The 18489-nt window shown below is 70.3% G+C and carries 15 protein-coding genes; 3 read left to right on the plus strand and 12 right to left on the minus strand.

What is annotated here, in order from left to right:
- Positions 1 to 177: 177 nt before the first annotated feature.
- On the plus strand, positions 178 to 1209 hold the full coding sequence (locus tag BW996_RS06045) for a GGDEF domain-containing protein (protein ID WP_037481660.1): 1032 nt from the start codon (positions 178 to 180) through the stop codon (positions 1207 to 1209).
- A 71-nt stretch (positions 1210 to 1280) separates the two neighbouring features.
- The gene (locus tag BW996_RS06050) at positions 1281 to 2030 is read left to right on the plus strand and encodes a carbonic anhydrase (protein WP_037481657.1); all 750 of its coding nucleotides are present in this window, start codon (positions 1281 to 1283) and stop codon (positions 2028 to 2030) included.
- Here the strand turns inward: BW996_RS06050 and uvrA are convergent.
- Entirely contained in the window at positions 2005 to 4947 is a 2943-nt protein-coding gene (gene uvrA / locus BW996_RS06055) for an excinuclease ABC subunit UvrA (RefSeq protein WP_051631906.1), read from the minus strand. The genes BW996_RS06050 and uvrA overlap by 26 nt on opposite strands.
- A gap of 150 nt (positions 4948 to 5097) precedes the next feature.
- Here uvrA and BW996_RS06060 point away from each other — a divergent pair, with 150 nt between their 5' ends.
- On the plus strand, positions 5098 to 5844 hold the full coding sequence (locus tag BW996_RS06060; RefSeq protein ID WP_037481655.1) for a Crp/Fnr family transcriptional regulator: 747 nt from the start codon (positions 5098 to 5100) through the stop codon (positions 5842 to 5844).
- 10 nt (positions 5845 to 5854) lie between these two features.
- Here BW996_RS06060 and BW996_RS06065 read toward each other — a convergent pair whose 3' ends face one another.
- The 11 genes from BW996_RS06065 to rpoC all read right to left on the minus strand — a co-directional run bounded on the left by BW996_RS06065 (position 5855) and on the right by rpoC (position 18488).
- Entirely contained in the window at positions 5855 to 6550 is a 696-nt protein-coding gene (locus tag BW996_RS06065; protein ID WP_037481652.1) for a DUF1294 domain-containing protein, read from the minus strand.
- 5 nt (positions 6551 to 6555) lie between these two features.
- Entirely contained in the window at positions 6556 to 7149 is a 594-nt protein-coding gene (locus BW996_RS06070; RefSeq protein WP_037481649.1) for a DUF3299 domain-containing protein, read from the minus strand.
- A gap of 238 nt (positions 7150 to 7387) precedes the next feature.
- Positions 7388 to 8662 (minus strand): ABC transporter permease, encoded by a 1275-nt coding sequence (locus BW996_RS06075; RefSeq protein WP_037481646.1) that lies wholly within the window; start codon positions 8660 to 8662, stop codon positions 7388 to 7390.
- Positions 8659 to 9378: an ABC transporter ATP-binding protein gene (locus tag BW996_RS06080; RefSeq protein ID WP_076458746.1), complete on the minus strand. Its 720-nt coding sequence runs from the start codon at positions 9376 to 9378 to the stop codon at positions 8659 to 8661. The genes BW996_RS06075 and BW996_RS06080 overlap by 4 nt, the downstream gene beginning before the upstream one ends.
- Positions 9375 to 9950 carry a ZrgA family zinc uptake protein gene (locus BW996_RS06085; protein ID WP_051631905.1) on the minus strand — a complete coding sequence of 192 codons (576 nt, stop codon included), beginning with the start codon at positions 9948 to 9950 and terminating at the stop codon, positions 9375 to 9377. Before BW996_RS06085 ends, BW996_RS06080 begins: the two co-directional genes overlap by 4 nt.
- Before the next feature lie 43 nt (positions 9951 to 9993).
- Positions 9994 to 10785 carry a GGDEF domain-containing protein gene (locus BW996_RS06090; protein WP_051631904.1) on the minus strand — a complete coding sequence of 264 codons (792 nt, stop codon included), beginning with the start codon at positions 10783 to 10785 and terminating at the stop codon, positions 9994 to 9996.
- A gap of 132 nt (positions 10786 to 10917) precedes the next feature.
- Complete coding sequence (locus BW996_RS06095) at positions 10918 to 11943, minus strand: metal ABC transporter solute-binding protein, Zn/Mn family (RefSeq protein ID WP_076458766.1); 1026 nt, start codon at positions 11941 to 11943, stop codon at positions 10918 to 10920.
- A gap of 5 nt (positions 11944 to 11948) precedes the next feature.
- On the minus strand, positions 11949 to 12833 hold the full coding sequence (locus BW996_RS06100; protein WP_081838096.1) for a metal ABC transporter permease: 885 nt from the start codon (positions 12831 to 12833) through the stop codon (positions 11949 to 11951).
- Positions 12830 to 13528, minus strand: coding sequence for a metal ABC transporter ATP-binding protein (locus tag BW996_RS06105; protein ID WP_051631903.1), 699 nt, complete (start codon positions 13526 to 13528; stop codon positions 12830 to 12832). Before BW996_RS06105 ends, BW996_RS06100 begins: the two co-directional genes overlap by 4 nt.
- A gap of 79 nt (positions 13529 to 13607) precedes the next feature.
- On the minus strand, positions 13608 to 14129 hold the full coding sequence (locus BW996_RS06110) for a Fur family transcriptional regulator (protein WP_076458749.1): 522 nt from the start codon (positions 14127 to 14129) through the stop codon (positions 13608 to 13610).
- Positions 14130 to 14261: 132 nt separating this feature from the next.
- Positions 14262 to 18488 (minus strand): DNA-directed RNA polymerase subunit beta', encoded by a 4227-nt coding sequence (rpoC, locus tag BW996_RS06115; protein ID WP_037481643.1) that lies wholly within the window; start codon positions 18486 to 18488, stop codon positions 14262 to 14264.
- Position 18489: the final 1 nt, after the last annotated feature.

Here is an 18489-nt window from a genome sequence, read left to right on the forward strand (position 1 = left end):
GTGGCCTCACGCCCCCATCCCGGCCCTCCAGACGCGGGGGCCACGGAACCGGATCCATGATCGCCGGGAAAAGTACCGCTTTTCCAGCACAGTCACCCTGATCCTGGCTGAAATCGCCCGCACCGCACGCCGATGACCCCGGGATATCACGCCTGGATGGCGAGAGGCGCCCAGACCATGAAGAACACCGAGAACGTCGAGCGTGCGGCGGACATCGTCCGCGAAGCGCTGAATCTCATGCGCAAATACAGCGTGCCGATGCATCCGGTCAACTATGCGGTCTGGCATGCCTACGCCAGCGGCGACAACCTCGAGCTGCGCAACGCGATCGACCGCTACATGCTGCAGCACCTGACGCTCGACGAGGCGGCGACCGAGGTGCTCTACCGCCGCCATGTGATCGGCAACAGCGCCGATCCGGCCCTGCTGCAGCGCATGAGCGAACGCATGAGCAGCGCGCTGGGCCAGGCGGTCGAGTCCGCCGCCCGCGCCGGCGACCAGACCGCCGCCTACGGCAGCTCGCTGTCACGATTCCAGGACGGTCTGGCCGGTCAGGCCCTGCCAGGCCTGGAAGAGATTCTCGCCACCACCCGCCAGATGCAGGCGGCCATCCAGGCCCTGCAGCGCCAGCTCGGCGACAGCCGCCAGGAGATCGGCCAGCTGCGCGACGAGCTCGAGCGGGTGCGCCAGGAAAACCTGACCGACACGCTGACCGGTCTGCCCAACCGCCGCGCCTTCGAGCAGCGTCTGGCGGCCTGCATGACGCTGGCGGCCAGCGCCGGCATGAACAGCCACGCGCCCTGCCTGCTGATGCTCGACATCGACCATTTCAAGCGGGTCAACGACAGCTACGGCCACGGCACCGGCGACCAGGTGCTGTGCACGGTCGCCGCGGCGCTGCAGGCCGGCACGCCGGACAACGCGCTGGCCGCACGCATCGGCGGCGAGGAGTTCGTGATGCTGCTGCCGGCCATGCAGCTGCAGGGCGCACGGCTGGTGGCCGAGCAGCTGCGCCAGAAGATCGCCACGCTGCGCACCCCGGCGCGCAGCAAGACCGGCGCCGAGCTGCAGGTGCAGGTCACGGTCTCGATCGGCCTGACCTCGCTGCAGCGCGGCGAGACCGGCCGCCAGTTCATCGAGCGCGCCGACCAGGCGCTCTACCAGTCCAAGCACGGCGGCCGCGACCGCATCACCGTGCGGATGGGCTGAGCACGACAAAACGCTCAGGATCCGCGCGGCCCGACCGATCTGGCACACACCCTCTTGCGGAGTGTCATCTCATGAAAAAGCAGATCCTGTCCCTGTCCTTCGTCCTGGCCGGGCTGACCGGCCTGGGCAGCGCCCATGCCGGCGCAGGCGACGCCCACTGGACCTACGAAGGCAAGGACGGGCCCGCGCACTGGGGCGAGCTCTCGCCGGATTTCTCCGCCTGCTCGAAGGGCCGCAACCAGTCGCCGCTCAACCTGACGGGCGCCATCAAGGGTCAGCTGCCCATGCTGGAGTTCGACTACCGCGCCGGTGGCCGCGAGGTCATCAACAACGGCCACACCATCCAGGTGAACTACGCGCCCGGCAGCACGATGCGCGTCAACGGCGACACCTACGAGCTCAAGCAGTTCCACTTCCACACGCCGAGCGAGAACACCATCGAGGGCCGCTCCTTCCCGATGGAAGTCCACTTCGTGCACGCCAACCGCGACGGCCAGCTCGCGGTGGTGGCGGTGATGTTCGAGCCGGGCGACACCAATGCCGAACTGGAGAAGGCCTGGCGCGTCATGCCCCGCGAGGCCGGAGGCAAGCAGGCCATCAGCACCCCGGTGGACGCACGCATGCTGCTGCCGCGCGAGCGCAGCTACTACTGGTTCAGCGGCTCGCTGACCACGCCGCCGTGCTCCGAGGGCGTGCACTGGTTCGTCATGAAGGCCTCCGACGTCGCGTCCAAGGCCCAGGTGGAGGCGTTCATGCACGCCATCCACCACAAGAACAACCGCCCGGTGCAGCCGCTCAACGCCCGCCTGATCCTGCAGTGACGGCCTGAGCCGCCAGCAGCGGCTTCAAGAAGCGGCCGGTGTGGCTGGCCGCGCACGCGGCGATGTCCTCAGGCGTGCCGGCCGCCAGCAGCGTGCCGCCGCCCGAGCCGCCCTCCGGGCCCATGTCGAGCAGCCAGTCGGCCGTCTTGATGACGTCCAGGTTGTGCTCGATCACCACGATCGTGTTGCCGGCCTCGCAGAGCTGGTGCAGCACCCGCAGCAGCAGCTCGATGTCGGCGAAGTGCAGGCCGGTGGTCGGCTCGTCGAGGATGTAGAGCGTGCGGCCGGTGTCGCGCTTGGACAGCTCCAGCGCCAGCTTCACCCGCTGCGCCTCGCCGCCCGAGAGCGTGGTCGCCGACTGGCCCAGACGGATGTAGCCCAGCCCGACATCCATCAGCGTCTGCAGCTTGCGGGCGATCGAGGGCACGGCCGAGAAGAACTCGCGCGCGTCCTCCACCGTCAGCTCCAGCACCTCGGTGATGTTGCGGCCCTTGTAGAGCACCTCCAGCGTCTCGCGGTTGTAGCGCTTGCCCAGGCAGGTCTCGCAGGGCACGTAGACGTCGGGCAGGAAGTGCATCTCCACCTTGATGACGCCGTCGCCCTGGCAGGCCTCGCAGCGCCCGCCCGCGACGTTGAAGCTGAAGCGCCCGGCGCCGTAGCCGCGCTCGCGGGCGGTCGGCACCTCGGCGAAGAGCTCGCGGATCGGCGTGAACAGGCCGGTGTAGGTGGCTGGGTTGGAGCGCGGCGTGCGCCCGATCGGGCTCTGGTCGACGTTGATGACCTTGTCGAAGTGGCCCAGGCCCTCGATCTCGTCGTGCGCCTCGGGCTCCTGGTGGCTCTGGTAGAGCTGGCGCGAGACGGCCGCATACAGCGTGTCGTTGATCAGCGTGCTCTTGCCCGAGCCGGACACGCCGGTCACGCAGGTCATCAGCCCGACCGGGATCTCGGCGGTCACGCCCTTGAGGTTGTTGCCGCGCGCATTGCGGATGCGCAGCACGCGCGGCGTGCCGTCGGCGTCCTTCAGGAAGGGCCGGCGCTGCGGCGGCACCTCGATGCGCAGCACCTGCGCCAGATAGCGGCCGGTGGGCGAGTCCGGCGCGGCCGCCACCTGCTCGGGCGTGCCCTGCGCCATCACCTGCCCGCCGTGCACGCCCGCGCCCGGCCCCATGTCGACCACATGGTCGGCGGCGCGGATCATGTCCTCGTCATGCTCGACCACCAGCACCGAGTTGCCCAGATCGCGCAGGTGCTTCAAGGTGCCGATCAGGCGCTCGTTGTCGCGCTGGTGCAGGCCGATGGAGGGCTCGTCGAGCACGTACATCACGCCGGTGAGCCCTGAGCCGATCTGGCTGGCCAGGCGGATGCGCTGCGCCTCGCCGCCGGAGAGCGTGTCGGCACTGCGGTCCAGGCTCAGGTAGTTCAGGCCGACGTCGTTGAGGAAGCGCAGCCGCGCGCGGATCTCGCGCACCACCTTGTCGGCGATCTCGGCCTTGGCGCCCTGCAGTCGCAGCGCATCGAAGTAGCGCTGGCATTCGGCCAGCGTCGCGTGCTCGACCTGGTAGATGGCCCGCGCGGGCTGGCCATCGGCGTCGACCAGCAGCACATGGCGCGCCTCGCGCCGCAGCCGCGAGCCGCCGCAGTCCGGGCAGGACTTGTTCGACATGAAGCGCGCCAGTTCCTCGCGCACCGCCGAGGAGTCGGTCTCGCGATAGCGGCGCTGCAGATTGGGCAGGATGCCTTCGAAGGGATGCGCGCGCTTGACGCTGCGCTTCTTGCCGCCGGCGCCCTCGGCGGCGTAGGTGAAGCTGATCTCCTCCTCGCCCGAGCCGTGCAGCACCACCTGGCGGTGCTCGGGCGCCAGGTCCTCGAAGGCGTCCTCCAGGTCGAAGCCGTAGTGGGCGGCGACGCTCTCCAGCATCGAGAAGGTGTAGGCGTTGCGGCGGTCCCAGCCCTTGATCGCGCCGCTGGCCAGGCTGAGCGACGGGAAGGCCACCACCCGCTCCGGGTCGAAGACATCGACATGGCCGAGGCCGCCGCAGCTCGGGCAGGCGCCCACCGGCGAGTTGAACGAGAACAGCCGCGGCTCCAGCTCGGCCAGCGAATAGCTGCAGACCGGGCAGGCGAACTTGGCCGAGAACAGATGCTCGACGCCGGTGTCCATCTCCAGCGCCAGCGCGCGGCCCTCGGCGATGCGCAGCGCCGCCTCGAAGCTCTCGGCCAGGCGCTGCTGGGCGTCGGGGCGCACCTTCAGGCGGTCGAGCACCACGTCGATGTCGTGCTTCTCGGTCTTCTTCAGCGCCAGCGCCGGCACGTCGGCCGCATCGACGATGCGCCCGTCGATGCGAAAGCGCACATAGCCCTGCGCCTGCATCGACTCGAACAGCTCGACGAACTCGCCCTTGCGGTCACGCACTACCGGCGCGAGCACCATCAGCTTCGTCTCCTCCGGCAGCGCCAGCGCCGCGTCCACCATCTGGCTGACGCTCTGCGCCTGCAGCGGCAGGCCGTGGTCCGGGCAGTGCGGCGTGCCGGCGCGGGCGTAGAGCAGGCGCAGGTAGTCGTGGATCTCGGTGATGGTGCCCACCGTCGAGCGCGGGTTGTGGCTGGTGGCCTTCTGCTCGATGGAGATCGCCGGGCTCAGGCCCTCGATCACGTCCACGTCGGGCTTGTCCATCAGCTGCAGGAACTGCCGCGCGTAGGCCGAGAGGCTCTCGACATAGCGGCGCTGCCCTTCCGCGTAGAGCGTGTCGAAGGCCAGGCTGGACTTGCCCGACCCCGACAGGCCGGTGATGACGACCAGCGCGTTCTTCGGCAGGTCGAGGTCGATGTTCTTCAGGTTGTGGGTGCGAGCGCCCCGCACCGAGATCAGCGACGTGCGCGCGGGCGGAAACGGAGGAACGGGCAGATCAGCGGACATGGGGCGACAGGCGGCGAGCGGCGGCAGAAAGGCAACCGGACATCATAGCGACAGCCCTGCCCCTGCCGACCCTGGGGACGCTGACCGCGAGCCCGGGAACGCGAGATACTCCGAGCGGTACAACCTGACCCCGGAAAGAACACAGCCACCATGGGACAGCCTCTTCCGATCGCCGTGACGAGCACGCAGGCCTCCGGCACGTACCGCCCGCAGGCGGAGGTCTGCGCTTCCTGCACCGTGCGCCAGTTCGCGCTGTTCGGTGCGCTCGACGAGGCGGCGCTGGCGCAGATCCACTACCGCATCGCCGACATCCGCCTGGAGCCGGGGCAGACGCTCTATTCGGCGCAGGACAGTGGCAGCGCGGTCTTCACCGTGCGCCGCGGCGTGCTGCGCATGGAGCGCAGCAGCGAATCGGGCGAGCGGCGCATCCTGCGCCTGGCCGGACGCACCGACCTGATCGGGCTGGAATCCATCCTGCACCAGACCTACGCGGCCGACGCGGTGGCCTGCACCGAGGTCGAGGTCTGCCGCATCCCGCGGGTGCTGATCGACGAGCTGTCGGTGGCGCACCCCGGCCTGACGCGCGACCTGATGAAGCGCTGGCAGCGCGCGCTCGACGACGCCGACGAATGGCTGACCGAGCTGGCCCGCGGCCCGGCGCGCCACCGCATGCTGCGCCTGCTGCTCAAGCTCAGCGAATACGGCGAGGACGACGGCCGGCTGTGGCTGCCCACCCGCCAGGAAATGGGCGCGATGCTCGACATGACCTTCGAGACCGCCAGCCGGCTGGTGTCGGCGCTGCGCCGCGAGGGCGTGCTGAAGTCCGTCGACGGCCGCCAGGCCCGGCTGGACATGGACGCGCTGATCGTGGCGCTGAAGGAAGACGGAGAGCGTTGACGGCCAGGCCTCAGAGCCGAAGCCCCTTCCACGCCAGCCACGACAGCGCCGCCAGCTGAACCAGCACCGTCAGGTGAAAGGCGGCGCGGAAGGACGGCTTGACCGACTTGTGACGCAGCAGGTGCTGCGCGGCGAGGCCGCCAGGCCAGCCGCCGATCAGGCCGACGGTCAGCAGGGTCGATTCCGGGGTGCGCCAGCGCCCGGCCCGTGCGGCGGACTTGTCGGCGGCGTAGAGCGCGAAGCACAGCAGGCTGGCCGCAGCGTGCCAGGCCCAGATCCAGCCGGGCAGGCGGTGCGAGGTGGTGGCAGCGATCAGCACCAGCAGCAGCGCGGCGATCGACAGGCCGGCCACCGCCGCCGACGGGCCGCCGCCGCGCTGCGGCCGCTCGGACCCCGCACTGGCCGCGCGGGGCGGCGGGGTCTTTCGGGCCTCGTCGGCGTTGCGTCGGCGCTGCTCGACCGCGCCGGCGGGCAGCGCGTCCACCACAGGCCAGCCGTGGCGCGGCAGCACCTCGACCGCCTGCGGCCGGCCGTCACGGCCACGGCCGGTCTCGAAGCTCACCTCGGTGCCGGGCGCTGGCCGCTGCTTCTGACGCAGCTGGCAGGCGCTGGCATGCACAAAAAGGTCCGGCCCGCCGTCATGCGGCCGGATGAAGCCGAAACCCTTGCTGTCGTCCCAGCGCTGGATGACGCCTTGTCGTCGCATGGGTTTCAGCGCGGCGTCACCGGCGGCTCGACATACTTCTCGACCACCGCACCGTCGACGGTGTAGCCGCTGACGCCCATGTCGGTGTCGCGGCGCTCGGTGCGCATCGTGCCGGTGATCCAGACGGTGTCCATGCTGCGCAGGCCCTTGGCGGGAATGGCGGCCTTGACATGCACGATCTGGTTGGCCGGCGGCGGCGGCGAGTGGATGCAGGCACCGAAGTACGGCACCAGCAGGAACTCCTTCCACTCGCCGGCCTGGCCCTCCAGCGGCACGAGGTAGCCGGGCAGGCGCACCTTCTGGCCGTTGAGCTCGGGGCGGGTGGGCGCGGCGTCCCAGATCTCGCGCACCTCGCGCAGCAGCGCGTCGGCCTTCGGGTCGCCGTCCTGGATGCGCGACAGGTCGCCGCGGTTGCGCAGCTTGGCGGCCGGATCCCAGCCGGCGGGCACCATCTCCTCCCACTTGAGCTGGCGCACCGCAGCGGCCTTGGCCGACTTGGCGGCCGCGATCGGCTTCGGTTCGGTGGCGCGGGCCGCCGGCAGCGTGGCCAGCAGCATCGCGCCTGCGGCCAGCGCCAGCGTCAGTCTCGCGGCCCTCATTGCCGTCGTCGTTGTCGATCGCATCACAGCAGTTCTCCTGTCGATTCCTGAAGCTTGCCACCCGTCATCGTCATCCTCGCGAATGCGAGGACCCACGCGCACCTCAGCCTGCGGCCCCTCGTGGGTGCCCGCCTTCGCGGGCATGACGGAGGTTTGCGGGCATGACGGAGGTTCGCGGGCATGACGGAGGTTTGCGGGCATGACGGAGGTTTAGGGGAATGTCGGAGATGCATGACCCCTAAGCGCGCGGCGACAGCCCGTCGGCCAGCGACAGCCGGTAGGCCCGCCAGCCGGGCACCAGGCTGGCCAGCCAGCCGCCCAGCAGCAGCAGGCCCATCAGGCGCATCTCGTCCGGTCCCGGCCAGCGCGCATGCAGCACCTGCCCCCAGCGCTGCAACGCGATGTCGCCCAGCAGCGCGATGGCGCCCGCGCAGGCCAGCGCGCCCAGCAGCACGCCGCACAGCGTGACCAGCGCGCCCTCCACCGCCAGCAGCGCCAGCACCTGGCGCGGGCCGGCGCCGACCGAGCGCAGGATCGCCAGCTCGCGCCGGCGCGCGTCCAGCCCGGCCAGGATCACCGCGACCAGCCCGGCCAGGCTGACCACCGCCACCAGCACGCTGACCGCCTGCAGCGCGCGCTCGCCCGCGCCCAGCACCTCCCACAGCTCGTCGAGCGCCACGCCGGGCAGCACCGCCATCAGCGGCTCGTCGCCGTAGCCGCGCACCCAGCGCTGCACCGCGAACACCGCCGCGCGGCTCTTGAGCCCGACCAGCACCGCGGTGACCGTGCGCGGCGTCAGGTCCTGCGCGGCCGCCGCCTCGGCCGAGATCTTCGCGCCCGGCATCGGCGCACCGGCGATCCAGTCGAGGTGGATGGCCTCGATGCCGGAAAGCGGGATGTGCACCGAGCGGTCCACCGGCGTGCCGGTGCGCGCCAGGACGCCAACCACGGTGAAGGGCTTGTCGGCATGGTCGTTGGCCGCGAAGGCGCCGTCGCCGTGGCTCAGCACCAGGCGCTGGCCCAGGCGGTAGCCCAGCCGCTCGGCCACCTCGGCGCCGATCACCGCCTCGTAGACATGGCTCAGGCCGTCGCCGAAGGCCCGCCCAGTCGCCAGCACCAGCGGCTGACGCTCGCCGTAGCGGAAATGCTCGAAATAGGCCGGCGTCGTGCCGACGACCGCGAAGCCCCGGTGGCTGTCGCCCAGCGCGATCGGCACCGTCCACGCCACCTGGCGCTGCGCGGCCAGCGCCTGCACGCTGTCCCAGCCGATGTTGTTGGTCGCGCTGCCGACGCGGAAGACCGCGTAGAGCATCAGCTGCACCGCGCCGGTGCGCGGGCCGACGATCAGGTCGGTGCCGGAGACCGCCTGGGCAAAGTTCTGCCGCACGTCCTGCCTCAGCCGCTCGATGCCCAGCAGCAGAAAAGTGGACAGCGCGATCGACAGCACGATCAGCGCCAGCACGAAGCGCCGGCTCCAGGCGCTGCGCGCGGCCAGCCCGAGCAGCGCCCTCATCGCGGGCCTCCGGGGGCGGCGGCGCGGTTGAGCGCCGGCAGGTCGATCTGGCGCGCGAAATGCCCGGCCAGCCGCGCGTCATGGCTGACCAGCACCAGCGCGCTGCCGGCCTCGCGGCAGCTGGCCAGCAGCGCGTCGACGAAGCGGTCGCGGGTGCCCTCGTCCAGCGCCGAGGTCGGCTCGTCGGCGATGACCAGCTCGGGCCGGCCGGCCAGCGCCCTCGCGCAGGCCACGCGCTGCTGCTGCCCGACCGAGAGCTGCGCGGCCGGACGGCGCCACAGCGCCGCGTCCAGCCCCAGCCGCGCCAGCCACTGCGCGGGCTCGTCGGCGCCGGCGCAGCGCGCGCGCCGCCGCGCCGAGAAGCGCAGCGGCAGCCGCACGTCGGCGACCACCGAGAGATAGGGCAGCAGGTTGAACTGCTGGAAGATGTAGCCGACATGGTCGGCGCGCAGCCGGTCGCGCCGCGCACCCGACAACGCGCGCCAGTCCTGGCCGAGCAGCGCCACCGTGCCGGCCTCGGCCACCAGCACGCCCGCCATCAGCGACAGCAGCGTGCTCTTGCCGCAGCCGCTGGGCCCGCGCAGGAAGACCGCCTCGCCGGCAGCCAGCTCGAAGGCCGGCACATCGAGCGTGTCGACCGCCGCGCCGGGCCAGCGGTGGCGCAGGTCGCGCAGCGACAGCAGCGGTGACGGCTGCAATGTCGGCAACCCGCTCATCGGCCCCAGCGCAGCACCCGCGCCGGGCGCTTGAGGCCCGACTTGAACTGCCCCGCTGGCGTGACGATCTCCGCCTCGACCCGCGTGATGCGGCGATAGCGGTCCAGCAGGCCGCCCAGGTCGATCGCGGTCAGCGCCTGCGGCTGGGCGCAGCGCAGCACGAAGCTCGCCTCCAGATCGGCATGCTCGCCCTGGGCCGCGCCACCGGCCTGCAGCACCGGTGCATCGACGGTGGTCGACACCGGCTGGCACTGCGCCGCCGCATCGGGCGCGAACAGGCCCTGGCCGGCGCGCAGATGCTCGAGCAGCGCCTGCGCGGCCTTCTTCTCGGCCTCGGTGCGCGGCGCGCGCTCGAAGCCGAGCAGGCTGTCGAGCGGCGCCTCCAGGCCGATCGTCAGCGTCTGGCCGTCCAGCGCGACCTCCAGGCCGATGCGGCCGTGCTCATGCGCGCCATGACCGGCCTGCGCATGGGCGTGGGAATGCGCGTGCGCACCGGCGGCGACGACCGCGGCCGGCAGCAGCGCGGCCAGGCCCAGCACCAGGGCGGACAGGACAGAGGAGCGCGAGTTCATGGGGCAGAAGCTTCCGTGATGGAGATGAAGACGGGATGAGGAGTCAGGACGGCCGCGGTGCGGCGCAGGCCACCCGGTCGCGGCCCTCGCGCTTGGCGCGATGCAGCGCCTCGTCGGCACGCGACAGCAGCTGCGGCAGCGAGGCGCAGTCCGGCGCCAGCACCGCCACGCCGATGCTGACCCGTGCCGACACCACCGCGCCGTCGGGCAGCACGATGCGCTGCTCGGGCAAGGCCCGGCGCAGCCGCTCGGCCACCGTCAGCGCGCCATCCCGGCCGGTGCCGGGCAGCATCAGCGCGAATTCCTCGCCACCGTGGCGGCCGCAGAGATCGTGCTGGCGCAGCGGCCGGTGGCACTGCTCGGCCACCACCTGCAGCACCCGGTCGCCGGCCGCCGGGCCGTGGGTCGCGTTGATCTGCGCCAGCCGATCGATGTCGACCAGCAGCAGCGCCAGCGGCGTGCCGTGGCGCAGCGACAGACCGACCTCGCGCTCGGCGCGGTCGAAGAAGTGGCGCCGGTTCAGCACCCGGGTCAGATCGTCCTGCGGACTGAGATCGAGCAGGCGCACCCGCTGGTGATCGAGCAGCGCCAGCAGGTCGAACAGCAGCAGGGCCAGCGGCGGCAGCAGCAGCGCCGGCATCAGCAGCAGCCCGGCCAGCACCCGCAGCGGCGACCCCGGCCAGCCGAACAGCGGTTCGGCCGCCAGCGCCAGCACGGCGGCCGGTGGCAGGCAGAGCATCAGCCCGGCCAGCACCAGCCCCAGACAGGCGCGGCGACGGCTGTGCGCCAGCAGGTGATGGCGCAGGCGACGGATCAGGGGGGATTCGGCAGACATGGCGGGACGCCCAGGAGCACGCACGGCGCGCGATGCCGCCGATATCGTCGCCCGGCACGGACGCCTGAACCATGTCGGGATTCGCCGGCCGCATGTCTGCCCGATCCTGCTCGGTACCCGGCCCCGGCGGGCTCAGCGCGACGCCGCCGCTGGCCCGCGCAGGCCCGCCAGCAGCGTCGCGGCGTTGTGCGACATCATCTTCAGATAGCTGTCGGCCACGCCGCCGGGCGCCGACAGCGCGTCCGAATGCAGCGTGCCGCCCACCACCGCGCCGGTCTCGCGCGCGATGCGCTGCACCATGCGCACATCGGAGACGTTCTCGACGAAGACCGCGCGGATCTGCTGGCGCCGGATCTGGCGGATGAGCCGGGCGATGTCGGCGGCCGAGGGCTCGCTGTCGGTGTTCCAGCTCTGCGCGGCCAGGAACTCGAGGCCGTAGGCGGCCGCGAAATAGCCGAAGGCGTCATGCGAGCTGACCACCCGGCGCTGCTGTGGCGCCAGCGTGGCGAAGTCGGCGCGAATGCGCCGGTCCAGCGCCGCCAGTTCGGCATCGTAGGCGGCGGCGCGGCGGCGCAGCAGTTCGGCCTGGGCCGGCCGCGCCGTCACCAGCGCATCGCGGATGCGCCCCACATAGTGGCGGGCGTTGGCGATGTCCTGCCAGGCATGCGGGTCGGGCGCACCAGCGCCGCCCTGAGCGTGGCTGTGGCTGTGGCCCTGCGCATGACCGGCATGATCCGGCCCGCCCTCGACCGGCGCGGCGCGCGGCTTGAGCCCGTCGCTGCAGATCAGCACCGGGCCGCGGTAGCCGGCCGAGCCGATCAGCCGGGTCAGCCAACCCTCGAAGCCCAGACCATTGACGATGACCAGATCGGCCTGGGCCAGACGGCGCACGTCCGCTGGCGAGGGCTGGAAGACATGCGCATCGGCATCCGGCCCGACCAGCGCCGAGACCTCGGCCACCGGACCGGCGACCTGCGCGGCCAGATCGGCCAGGATGGAGAAGCTCGCCACCACCCGCAGCGGCCGGTCGGTGGCGGCCATCGCGATCGCCGGCAGCCCGGCCGCCGCCCCCAGCAGCGCGGCCGAGGCCAGCAGCCGGCGACGGGTCGGAACAGCGCGGCAGACAGCCGGCCGGAGAACAAGCGGATCGGAGGACATCGACATCAGCAGCAGGAAGTGCCGCGCCGCAGCAGGCCGTCATGACGACCGAAGAGCAGCGACAGCACATAGATCACCCCGGCGACCAGCACGATGGCCGGTCCCGAAGGCAGGTCAGCATGGAAGGACAGCAGCAGTCCGATCCAGCCTGAGAACATCGCGATCAGCGCCGCCAGCAAGGCCAGCGGCGCCAGATCGCGCACCCAGAAGCGCGCGGCGATGGCCGGCACCATCATCAGGCCGACCGCCATCAGCGTGCCCATGGCCTGGAAGCCGCCGACCAGATTGGCGACCGTCAGCACCAGCAGCACGCCATGACTGAGCGCGCCGGGGCCACCCACCGAGGCCAGAAATCCGGCGTCGAAGCTCTCGACCACCAGCGGCCGGTACAGCAGCGCCAGCAGCATCAGCGTGAGGCTGGCGATCGAGGCCACCAGCAGCAGCGCCGCGTCATCCACCGCCAGCACGCTGCCGAACAGCACATGGATCAGGTCGACGCTGCTGCCGCGCATCGAGATCAGCAGCACGCCCAGCGCCAGCGCGATCAGATAGAAGGCGGCGAAGCTGGCGTCCTCGCGCTGGTGGGTGTGGCGGGTGACCGCGCCGGCCAGCAGCGCCACCGCCAGCGCGGCCACGAAGCCGCCCAGCCCCATCGCGGTCACCGACAGGCCGGCGATCATGTAGCCGACCGCCGCGCCGGGCAGCAGCGCATGCGCCATCGCGTCGCCCAGCAGGCTCATGCGGCGCAGCACCAGCAGGCAGCCCAGCGGTGCAGCGCCCATCGACAGCGCCACCACCGCCACCAGCGCGCGGCGCATGAAGCCGAACTCGGCGAAGGGAGAAAACAGCAGGTCCTGCAGCGCCTGCAGCGCGCCCGCACCCTCGCTCATGCAGCGCAGGCGCCGAGCACCTCGGCCGTGGCGCCCCAGGCCCAGCGGCGCCGGCCGTCGAGCTGCAGCAGGCGGTCGAAATGGGCCTCGACCTGCGCCTGGTCATGCAGCACCGCGACCACCGCCCGGCCCTGGTCGCGCCAGTCGCGCATCAGCGCCAGCAGGTCGGCGGTGGTGGCCTCATCGACAGCGTTGAAGGGCTCGTCGAGCAGGATCAGGTCGGCATCCTGCAGCAGCAGCCGCGCGAACAGCACCCGCTGGAACTGGCCGACCGACAGATCGGAAATCGGCCGCTGCGCGCAGCCGAGCAGGCCGACGGTGGCCAGCGCCTCGTCGACCTCGCGACGCAGCCCCCCGCCCAGCGCCCGCCACAGGCCGATGCGCGACCAGGCGCCCAGCGCGACCACATCGCCGACACGGATCGGGAACTGCCGGTCCAGCACCGACTGCTGCGGCAGGTGCGCCACCCGCAGTCCGGCCGCACGCTCCAGGCGTCCGGCCACCGGCGCCAGCCGTCCGGCCAGCGCCTCGACCAGCGTGCTCTTGCCGGCCCCGTTCGGGCCGGTCACCGCGGTCAGCGTGCCACGCTCGAAGCGGCCCGACAGCGCCGAGACCACCTCGCGGCCCCCACGCACCAGCGTCAGCCGCTCCAGCGTCAGCAGCACGCCGTCGGCACGCGGCGGCGCGCTGCTCACATCAGCGCCCAGTCCACCGCCAGCCACAGCAGCAGCACCAGCACGGCCGCCCCCGCGCAGCGGCTCAGCGCCGAGGCCATCAGCATCGCTGGCTCCCGCCGCAGGCATGTGCAGCCGGGTCAGAGGCTGGGCGAGATTCATCAGCAGGGACAGCATCGTGGGCATCAGCGCCGGGGGCGCAGTCGACGCACAGGCCGTGCAGCGTCAGGTCATGGCGCGCGACCCGGAAACCGGGCGGCGCCAGATCGTCCATCGTGCCCGGACAGGCATGGATCGGAAAGACGCGGCTGCAGGCGGTGCAGTGGAAATGGTGGTGGTGGTGATCGTGGCTGCCGCGTGCGTCGGCATGGCGGCTGCGCACGCACGCCGCTTCGTAGCGGGCCGACTGGCCCGGCAGGTCGACCTTCAGCACCTCGCCGGCCTCAAGCAGCGCGGCGAGCTGGCGGTAGACGGTCGAGAGGTTCAGCGTCGGCACGCTGCGCTGGCCCAGCGCGCACAGCTCGGCCGGCGTGAGCGCACGGGCGCTGTCGCGCAGCGCCTGCATCAGCGCATCGCGCTGGCGGGTCTGGCGTTCGCGGCCGACGGGAGACAAGGCGGGCATGCACCGGATGCTAATGCAAAAGCATTTGCAACAACAGCCTGGCACAAAAAAACCCCGGAGCCCGGATCGGGCTTCGGGGTTCCTGGCGACCGCCGGGCCTGACGCAGTCAGACCCGGGGTGCGGCGTCAGGCTCAGGCCTGCGGCGGCAGATCGCCACCGGCGGCTTCGGCATCGACCGCAGCCAGCGCTTCCTGCGCCTCCTGCAGCGCGATGGCGCGACGCTCGCTCTCGTCCATCTCGTCCTTGGCCTTGCGGGCCTGGTGATAGGCCAGACCGGTACCCGCCGGAATCAGGCGGCCGACGATGACGTTTTCCTTCAGGCCGCGCAGCTCGTCGCGCTTGCCCATGATCGCCGCCTCGGTCAGCACGCGCGTCGTTTCCTGGAAGGACGCCGCGGAGATGAACGAGTCGGTCGACAACGAGGCCTTGGTGATGCCCAGCAGCACGTCGGAGTAGGTCGCCGGCAGCTTGCCGTGCTTGCGCATCTCGTCATTGGTGCCGAACAGCTCCGAGCGCTCGACCTGCTCGCCGACGATGTAGTGCGTGTCGCCCGAGTTCGTGATCTGCACGCGACGCAGCATCTGGCGAACGATCACCTCGATGTGCTTGTCGTTGATCTTCACGCCCTGCAGACGGTAGACGTCCTGCACTTCGTCGACGATGTAGCGCGCCAGCTCTTCCACGCCCAGCAGACGCAGGATGTCCTGCGGATCGGCCGGACCGTCGACGATCGACTCGCCCTTGTTGACCACCTGGCCTTCGTGCACGAGGATGTTCTTTTCCTTCGGCACGAGTTCCTCGTAGACGCGACCTTCCGGATCGGTGATCTGCAGGCGCACCTTGCCCTTGGTCTCCTTGCCGAAGGACACCGTGCCGGTGATCTCGGCCAGGATGCCCTTGTCCTTGGGCGAACGCGCCTCGAACAGCTCGGCCACCCGCGGCAGACCGCCGGTGATGTCGCGGGTCTTCTGGCCTTCGACCGGGATGCGCGCCAGCACTTCGCCGGGCATCACGTCCTGGCCGTCGCGGACCTGGATCAGCGCGCCGATCGGGAAGCCGATCGTCACCGAGTGGTCGGTGCCGGGGATCTTCACTTCCTGGCCGGCGAAGTCCAGCAGCTTGACCTGCGGGCGCACCACCTTGGCCGAGCCGCGGCGCTTCGGGTCGATGACCACCAGCGTCGACAGACCGGTCACCTCGTCCACCTGCTTGGCCACGGTCACGCCTTCCTCGACGTTCTCGAAGCGCATCTTGCCGGCGAACTCGGTGATGATCGGACGGGTCAGCGGATCCCAGTTGCCCAGGATGGTGCCGGCCTTGATCGTCTGATCGGCCTTGATGTTCAGGGTCGCGCCGTACGGCACCTTGTGGCGCTCGCGCTCGCGGCCGTGCGGGTCGGAGATGACGATCTCGCCCGAACGGGAAATCACCACCAGCTCGCCCTTGGCGTTGGTCACGTAGCGCATCGTGCTGTTGAAGCCGATGATGCCCTCGGACTTGGCCTCGACGCTGGAGGCGACCGCCGCACGCGACGCTGCACCACCGATGTGGAAGGTCCGCATCGTCAGCTGCGTGCCCGGCTCGCCGATCGACTGCGCGGCGATGACGCCGATGGCCTCGCCCTGGTTGACCAGGCCGCCGCGGCCCAGGTCACGGCCGTAGCACTTGGCGCAGATGCCGAAGCGGGTGTCGCAGGTCAGCGAGGTGCGAACCTTGACTTCGTCGGCGCCAGCGGCTTCGAGCACGTCCATCGCGTCCTCGTCGAGCATGGTGCCCTTCGTGACCAGGACTTCCTGGGTCTCGGGGTGCAGCACGTCGACGGCGGTCACGCGGCCGAGGATGCGGTCGCGCAAGCTCTCGATCACTTCACCGCCTTCGACCAGCGCGCGCATCGCCAGGCCGTTCTCGGTGCCGCAATCGTCCTCGATGACCACCAGATCCTGGGTCACGTCCACCAGACGGCGGGTCAGGTAGCCCGAGTTCGCGGTCTTCAGCGCCGTGTCCGCCAGGCCCTTTCGGGCACCGTGGGTGGAGATGAAGTACTGCAGAACGTTCAGGCCTTCGCGGAAGTTCGCGGTGATCGGCGTCTCGATGATCGAGCCGTCCGGCTTGGCCATCAGGCCGCGCATGCCGGCGAGCTGGCGGATCTGGGCAGCGGAACCCCGCGCGCCCGAGTCGGCCATCATGTAGATGGAGTTGAACGACTCCTGATCCACTTCCTTGCCGTGGCGGTCGATGGTCTTCTGCTTGGACAGCTGACTCATCATGACCTTGCCGACCTCGTCACCGGTCTTGCCCCAGATGTCCACCACCTTGTTGTAGCGCTCACCGGCGGTCACCAGACCCGAGACGTACTGCTGCTCGATCTCCTTGACCTCGTTCTCGGCCTTCTCGATCAGCTCGTACTTCTGCTTCGGCACCAGCATGTCGTCGATGGCGATCGAGATGCCGGCGCGGGTGGCCAGACGGAAGCCGCTCTGCAGCAGCTTGTCGGCGAAGACCACCGTGTCCTTCAGACCGCACTTGCGGAACGAGGTGTTGATCAGGCGCGAGATTTCCTTCTTCTTGAGGGCCTTGTTCAGGTTGCTGAACGGCAGGCCGCGCGGAAGGATCTCCGACAGCAGGGCACGACCGACGGTGGTCGAGACCAGCTTGGTCTCGGGCACCCATTCGCCGGTGGTCTTGTCCTTGCTGTACTCGGTCAGGCGGACGTTGATCTTGGCGGTCAGCTCGACCACGCCGTTGTCCAGCGCGCGCAGCACTTCGCCGACGTCGGAGAAGACCATGCCTTCACCCTTGCCGTTGATGCGCTCGCGGGTGGCGTAGTACAGGCCCAGCACCACGTCCTGCGACGGCACGATCGACGGCTCGCCCGAGGCCGGGAACAGCACGTTGTTCGACGCCAGCATCAGGGCGCGCGCTTCCATCTGCGCCTCGATCGACAGCGGCACGTGGACGGCCATCTGGTCACCGTCGAAGTCGGCGTTGAAGGCCGAGCAGACGAGCGGATGCAGCTGGATCGCCTTGCCTTCGATCAGCACCGGCTCGAAGGCCTGGATGCCCAGGCGGTGCAGCGTCGGCGCCCGGTTCAGCATGATCGGGTGTTCCTTGATGACTTCCTCAAGGATGTCCCAGACCACCGGCGTGCCGGACTCGACTTCCTTCTTCGCCTGCTTGATCGTGGAGGCGATGCCCATCGCTTCCAGACGGCTGAAGATGAAGGGCTTGAACAGCTCCAGCGCCATCAGCTTGGGCAGACCGCACTGGTGCAGCTTGAGCGTCGGGCCCACGGTGATGACCGAACGACCCGAGTAGTCCACGCGCTTGCCCAGCAGGTTCTGGCGGAAGCGACCCGACTTGCCCTTGATCATGTCGGCCAGCGACTTCAGCGCGCGCTTGTTCGCGCCCGTCATCGCCTTGCCGCGGCGGCCGTTGTCCAGCAGGCTGTCGACAGCCTCCTGCAGCATGCGCTTCTCGTTGCGCACGATGATCTCCGGGGCCTTCAGCTCGAGCAGGCGAGCCAGACGGTTGTTCCGGTTGATGACGCGGCGGTACAGGTCGTTCAGGTCGGAGGTCGCGAAGCGGCCGCCGTCCAGGGGAACCAGCGGACGCAGGTCCGGCGGCAGCACCGGCAGGACCTCCATGATCATCCAGTGCGGCTTGATGCCCGACTTCTTGAAGGCCTCCATCACCTTCAGGCGCTTGGAGTTCTTCTTGACCTTCAGCTCGGAGCCGGTCATGTCGCCGCGCAGACGCTCGATCTCGACGTCGAGGTCCATCTCCTCGAGCAGCTGCTTGATGCCCTCGGCACCCATCAGCGCGACGAACTCGTCGCCGTACTCGCGGCGCTTCGCGTCGTAGTCGTCCTCGCTCATGATCGAGAACTTCTTCAGCGGCGTCATGCCCGGATCGACGACGACGTAGGCTTCGAAGTACAGCACGCGCTCGATGTCGCGCAGCGTCATGTCCAGGACCAGGACCAGGCCCAGACGCGACGGCAGCGACTTCAGGAACCAGATGTGCGCGCACGGCGCCGCCAGGTCGATGTGACCCATGCGGTCACGGCGGACCTTGGTCTGCGTGACTTCGACGCCGCACTTCTCGCAGATCACGCCGCGGTGCTTCAGGCGCTTGTACTTGCCGCACAGGCACTCGTAGTCCTTGATCGGGCCGAAGATCTTGGCGCAGAACAGGCCGTCACGCTCCGGCTTGAAGGTGCGGTAGTTGATCGTCTCGGGCTTCTTCACCTCGCCGAACGACCACGAGCGGATCTTCTCCGGGCTGGCCAGCCCGATGCGGATCGCGTCGAAATGTTCGTCGGGGGTGAACTGCTTGAAAAGGTCGAGTAATCCCTTCATA

The sequence above is a fragment of the Sphaerotilus natans genome, assembly GCF_900156335.1.
GTDB classification, from domain to species: Bacteria; Pseudomonadota; Gammaproteobacteria; order Burkholderiales; family Burkholderiaceae_C; genus Sphaerotilus; species Sphaerotilus natans.

What these genes read in the sequence shown, in the direction of transcription:
- BW996_RS06085 (WP_051631905.1), bottom strand. Translation starts at nt 9,950, where the DNA reads ATGAACTCGCGCTCCTCTGTCCTGTCCGCCCTGGTGCTGGGCCTGGCC.
- BW996_RS06045 (WP_037481660.1), top strand. Translation starts at nt 178, where the DNA reads ATGAAGAACACCGAGAACGTCGAGCGTGCGGCGGACATCGTCCGCGAA.
- BW996_RS06050 (WP_037481657.1), top strand. Translation starts at nt 1,281, where the DNA reads ATGAAAAAGCAGATCCTGTCCCTGTCCTTCGTCCTGGCCGGGCTGACC.
- BW996_RS06110 (WP_076458749.1), bottom strand. Translation starts at nt 14,129, where the DNA reads ATGCCCGCCTTGTCTCCCGTCGGCCGCGAACGCCAGACCCGCCAGCGC.
- uvrA (WP_051631906.1), bottom strand. Translation starts at nt 4,947, where the DNA reads ATGTCCGCTGATCTGCCCGTTCCTCCGTTTCCGCCCGCGCGCACGTCG.
- BW996_RS06070 (WP_037481649.1), bottom strand. Translation starts at nt 7,149, where the DNA reads ATGAGGGCCGCGAGACTGACGCTGGCGCTGGCCGCAGGCGCGATGCTG.
- BW996_RS06075 (WP_037481646.1), bottom strand. Translation starts at nt 8,662, where the DNA reads ATGAGGGCGCTGCTCGGGCTGGCCGCGCGCAGCGCCTGGAGCCGGCGC.
- rpoC (WP_037481643.1), bottom strand. Translation starts at nt 18,488, where the DNA reads ATGAAGGGATTACTCGACCTTTTCAAGCAGTTCACCCCCGACGAACAT.
- BW996_RS06100 (WP_081838096.1), bottom strand. Translation starts at nt 12,833, where the DNA reads ATGAGCGAGGGTGCGGGCGCGCTGCAGGCGCTGCAGGACCTGCTGTTT.
- BW996_RS06080 (WP_076458746.1), bottom strand. Translation starts at nt 9,378, where the DNA reads ATGAGCGGGTTGCCGACATTGCAGCCGTCACCGCTGCTGTCGCTGCGC.
- BW996_RS06095 (WP_076458766.1), bottom strand. Translation starts at nt 11,943, where the DNA reads ATGTCCTCCGATCCGCTTGTTCTCCGGCCGGCTGTCTGCCGCGCTGTT.
- BW996_RS06060 (WP_037481655.1), top strand. Translation starts at nt 5,098, where the DNA reads ATGGGACAGCCTCTTCCGATCGCCGTGACGAGCACGCAGGCCTCCGGC.
- BW996_RS06090 (WP_051631904.1), bottom strand. Translation starts at nt 10,785, where the DNA reads ATGTCTGCCGAATCCCCCCTGATCCGTCGCCTGCGCCATCACCTGCTG.
- BW996_RS06065 (WP_037481652.1), bottom strand. Translation starts at nt 6,550, where the DNA reads ATGCGACGACAAGGCGTCATCCAGCGCTGGGACGACAGCAAGGGTTTC.